The sequence below is a fragment of the Micromonospora craterilacus genome (assembly GCF_003236315.1).
In the GTDB taxonomy this organism is placed as follows: domain Bacteria; phylum Actinomycetota; class Actinomycetes; order Mycobacteriales; family Micromonosporaceae; genus Micromonospora; species Micromonospora craterilacus.
This window is the reverse complement of the sequence record NZ_POTY01000365.1, coordinates 1-4,238: the sequence shown is the minus strand read 5'-3', so window position 1 is coordinate 4,238 and position 4,238 is coordinate 1. Positions and strand designations below refer to the sequence as shown.

Sequence of the window (4,238 nt, the reverse complement as noted above, 5' to 3'; positions counted from 1 at the left end):
GGGTTGGGACCTTTGGCCCGTGCGCGGGGTGGGTGGGAGCAGGTAGAAAAGGGGGATGATCCGGGTGTTCTTGCTCGACGACCATGAGGTCGTCCGTCGTGGCCTCGCCGACCTGTTGCACGCCAGTGGTGACATCGAGGTGGTCGGCGAGTCCGGCTCGGCCCAGGAGGCGGCCCGCCGGATCCCGGCGCTCCGGCCCGACGTGGCGATCCTCGACGCCCGGCTGCCCGACGGCAACGGCATCGACGTCTGCCGCGACATCCGGGCGGTGGACTCCTCGATCAAGGGACTGATTCTCACCTCGTACGAGGACGACGAGGCGCTGTTCGCGGCGATCATGGCCGGTGCCTCCGGGTACGTGCTCAAGCAGATCCGCGGCACCGACCTGGTCGACGCGGTACGCCGGGTGGCGGCCGGCCAGTCGCTGCTCGACCCGGCGATCACCACCCGGGTGCTGGAGCGCATCCGCAGCGGCGTGGAGCAGCCCCGCGAGCTGCAGTCGCTCACCGAGCAGGAGCGGCGCATCCTGGAGTACGTCGCCGAGGGGCTCACCAACCGGGAGATCGCCGGCAAGATGTTCCTGGCCGAGAAGACGGTCAAGAACTACGTCTCCAGCGTGCTGGCCAAGCTCGGCCTGGAACGGCGTACCCAGGCCGCCGTCCTCGCCACCCGACTGCTCGGCAAAGGCCACTGACCCCCGGTCGACCAGCGTGGGCACGCGCGGCGCGGGGCCCGGGGCGGTCAGTCGCGTAGCGGTACGGACCAGTGCAGCTCGGTGCCGTGTGGGTGGGCCGGGCGTACCTCGAAGGTGCCGGCGTGGCGCTCGGCGCGCTCGCGCAGGTTCACCAGCCCGCCCCGGGCGGCGGCCGGGTCGCACCCCACCCCGTTGTCGGTGACCACCAGGGTGAGTCGGGCGGCGTCGACGCGTACCGCCACCGACACCGCCGACGCCTCGGCGTGGCGTACGGCGTTGGACAGCGCCTCGCGGAGCACGGCGGTGAGGTCGGGGCGGACCGGGTCCGGGACGGCGCTGTCGATCGGCCCGGTCAGTTCCAGCCGTGGCCGGAAGCCCAGCGACTCCGCGGCCACCTCCATCGCCTCGCGGATCTCGGTGCGCAGCGCCGCGCTCACCGGGCTGCGCAGCTCGAAGATGGTGCGGCGGATGTCCTTGATGGTGGCGTCCAGGTCGTCGACCGCGGCGTTGACCCGCTTGGCCAGCTCGGGGCGGCCGGCCAGCGGGACCGCGCTCTGCAACTGCAGGCCGGTGGCGAACAGCCGCTGGATGACCACGTCGTGCAGGTCCCGGGCGATCCGTTCGCGGTCCTCCAGGACCACCAGCTGCTCCCGTTCCTCCTGGCCACGGGCGCGTTCCATGGCCAGCGCGGCCTGCCCGGCGAAGCTGCCCAGCAGCACCACGTCGTCGTCGGTGGCGCCGCCGTGCTCGACCCCGTACGCGATGACCAGGACGCCGTGCAGCGTGTCGGCGGTGGCCAGCGGGGAGATCACCGCCGGCCCGGTGTGCAGCACCGCCGGCCAGGGCGCGGCGTGGGCGAGGTCGTCGACCGAGTCGTGCCGGCCCTCGGCGATCGAACCGGCGAAGCTGGTGTCGGCGGCCGGCAGCACCGTGCCGACCAGTGCGCGGGCCTGGGCGCCGGCGCCGTCGACGACCTCCACGGTGAAGTGGTCGGCCTCGTCGTCGTAGAGCAGCACCAGGGCCAGCTCGGCCTCGGCGACCTCCCGGGCGCGGCGGGCCACCAGCGTCAGCGCGTCGGTGCGGCGTACCTCGCCGAGCAGCAGCGACGTGATCTCCGCGGTGGCCGCCAGCCAGCGTTCCCGCCGGTGGGCCAGCGCGTACAGCCGGGCGTTCTCGATCGCCACGCCGGCCGCCGCCGCGAGCGCCACGACGATCTCCTCGTCGTCCTCGGTGAACTGGGCACCGCCCTGCTTCTCGGCCAGGTAGAGGTTGCCGAAGACCTGGTCGCGGATGCGTACCGGCACCCCGAGGAAGGTGTGCATCGGCGGGTGGTGCGCCGGGAAACCGTAGGACCGCGGGTGCTGGGTGATGTCCGGCATCCGCAGCGGTTTCGGGTCGTCGATGAGCAGGCCGAGCACGCCCCGGCCGTGCGGCAGGTCACCGATCTTCGCGTGCAGCTCCGGGGAGATGCCGTGGGTGATGAAGTCGTGCAGCGTCCGGTCCGGGCCGACCACGCCGAGCGCGCCGTACCGGGCGCCGGCCAGCTCGCAGGCCGACTCGACGATCCGTTGCAGGGTGCTGCGCAGATCCAGGTCGGTGCCGATGCCGACGACCGCGTCGAGCAGGGCGCGCAGCCGTTCCCGGCTGGTCATCACCTCGCCGACCCGGTCCAGCATCTCCTGGAGCAGCTCGTCCAGGTGGACCCGGGACAGCGGGCTCAGCCCGAGCGAGGGTGGCTCGTGCCGGGGGTTCGGTGCGCCGACGGTCACCCGGCGATGCTATCCGGCCTCCGTCACGCGCCGCCGTCCACCGCGGAGGTGTCCACCACCTGCTCGCGGGGCAGTCGCGGGGTGTGCGGCGGGCCGGCGTGGGCCGGGTCCGCGATCCCCAGGCGCAGCACGAGGTACGGGTAGCCGAGCCCGGCCAGCACCTGACGCAGGGTCTGCCGGGTCGCCGGCACCTCCACCACCCCGCTCAGCGGCACCGCGGAGACACCCAGCCGGGTGGCGGTCAGCCAGGCCGCGGAGAGCGCCTCACCGGCGCGTAGCCAGCTCACCGGCTCGTCTTCCTCGCCGTACAGCAGCCCGTACGACGCCGCCTGGTCGTGCCCCGGCCCGACCGGCAGGGTGCCCGGGCGGCCGAAGTCCCGGCCCGGCACGGTGGTCTGCGGGGGCTGCTCCGGCAGCACCTCCGGGGTCAGCCCCATCCCGCCGGCGCGACTCGTCCAGTAGTCCAGCTCCTCGCGCAGCTGCGAATCCTCCGCCTCGACCGTGGCGGCGTGCGAGGCGGAGGCCGCCAGTTGCAGCACCTGGTCGCGGTCGAGGATCTCCAGGCGGGCGCCCTCCCGGCCGGCGGCCGACGCGATGGCGCTTAGCGTGTCGTCGGCGACCGGCTCGCCGCTGACCGGCCGCCGGTCGGTGTGCCGCACCTGCATGCACTGCACCATGCGCATCGCGTCCGGGTCGGCGCCGATGGGCTGCGGGTCGGTCAGCCGGGCCAGCAGGTCGGGATCGGCCGGGTCGGGCATCCGGTGGACGGTCGCCGTCCAGCCCTCGGCGGCCAGCGCCAGCCGGGCGTGTTGCAGCGCCGCACCGCAGCTGAGGGTGAGCAGCTCACCCTCCGGGTCGGTCGCCGTCAGCTGACGGTCGCGGGCCACCCGCAGCTCCAGCGCGTCGGGCAGCACCCGCCAGCGCCACGGCTGGGTGTTGTGCACCGACGGCGCGTGACCGGCCATCGCGGCGGCCTCCGCCAGGGCGGTGGTCAGCGGGCGGTGGGTAGCCGGCGTCTGGTGGCTCATCGTCACGACCTTTCCGTGTGTCCCTATCGTGCCGTACCTCGGTACGGCCGTGGGGCGGGTCCAGTTCATCCTGCGCGATCCGCCGGCCGCAGGCACGGACCGCCGGTCCTGTCCGGAAGGGCACTTCGGCCCGGATTCTGCCCGGACCGCCCTCGGCGGTACCCCGATGGTTGGGACGATCCGCAGGTGGGGGCGCAGTCGGACGCGGGCGGGCCGGATCACGGTGCGGCCGAGTGCCTGCCGGCGCAGCCGGCGCGGCAGCAGCCCGGTCAACCCGGCCAGCCTGCGCAGCGGCGCGCCCGGTGGTGGCTGTGGACGCCGCTGACCGGGCTGACCGTGCTGGTGCTGGCCGGGGCGGCGCTGCGGTTGACCGGCCGGACCGGTGCGGCCGACGCGGTGTGGGCGGTGCTCACGTTGACCGCGCTGCTGCCCGCCGCCGTCTCGGTGCTGCGTGACCTGTGGCGGCGACGCTTCGGCGTGGACGTGATCGCGGTGCTGGCGTTGGCCGGCGCGCTCGGCGTCGGCGAGTACCTGGCCGGCGCGGTGATCGCGGTGATGCTGGCCACCGGTCGGACGCTGGAGGCGTACGCGCAGCGCCGGGCGACCCGCGACCTGCGGGCGCTGCTCGCCCGGGCGCCGCGTACCGCGCGCCGGCGCACCGCCGGCGGCGGCGTCGAGGTGGTGCCGGTGGACCGGGTGGCGGTGGGGGACCGGCTGCTGGTCGGCCCGGGGGACGTGGTCGCGGTC

3 protein-coding genes and 1 pseudogene are annotated in these 4,238 nt (G+C 74.6%); 2 read left to right on the top strand and 2 right to left on the bottom strand.

From position 1 onward, the window contains the following. Positions 1-55 precede the first annotated feature (55 nt). Positions 56-694 (top strand): response regulator, encoded by a 639-nt coding sequence (locus C1I95_RS32210; RefSeq protein WP_111219677.1) that lies wholly within the window; start codon positions 56-58, stop codon positions 692-694. 47 nt (positions 695-741) lie between these two features. Here C1I95_RS32210 and C1I95_RS32205 read toward each other — a convergent pair whose 3' ends face one another. Together C1I95_RS32205 and C1I95_RS32200 are read right to left on the bottom strand one after the other, a co-directional pair. Continuing rightward, positions 742-2,415: a sensor histidine kinase gene (locus C1I95_RS32205; protein WP_111219679.1), complete on the bottom strand. Its 1,674-nt coding sequence runs from the start codon at positions 2,413-2,415 to the stop codon at positions 742-744. A 71-nt stretch (positions 2,416-2,486) separates the two neighbouring features. Next, entirely contained in the window at positions 2,487-3,491 is a 1,005-nt protein-coding gene (locus tag C1I95_RS32200) for an Acg family FMN-binding oxidoreductase (protein WP_199524008.1), read from the bottom strand. Positions 3,492-3,677: 186 nt separating this feature from the next. Here C1I95_RS32200 and C1I95_RS32195 point away from each other — a divergent pair. After that, positions 3,678-4,238, top strand: a pseudogene (locus C1I95_RS32195) (heavy metal translocating P-type ATPase); the annotation flags it as partial.

Bases quoted from the DNA above. Each gene is read 5' to 3' on its own strand.
- C1I95_RS32210 (WP_111219677.1), top strand. From the start codon at position 56: ATGATCCGGGTGTTCTTGCTCGACGACCATGAGGTCGTCCGTCGTGGC.
- C1I95_RS32200 (WP_199524008.1), bottom strand. From the start codon at position 3,491: ATGAGCCACCAGACGCCGGCTACCCACCGCCCGCTGACCACCGCCCTG.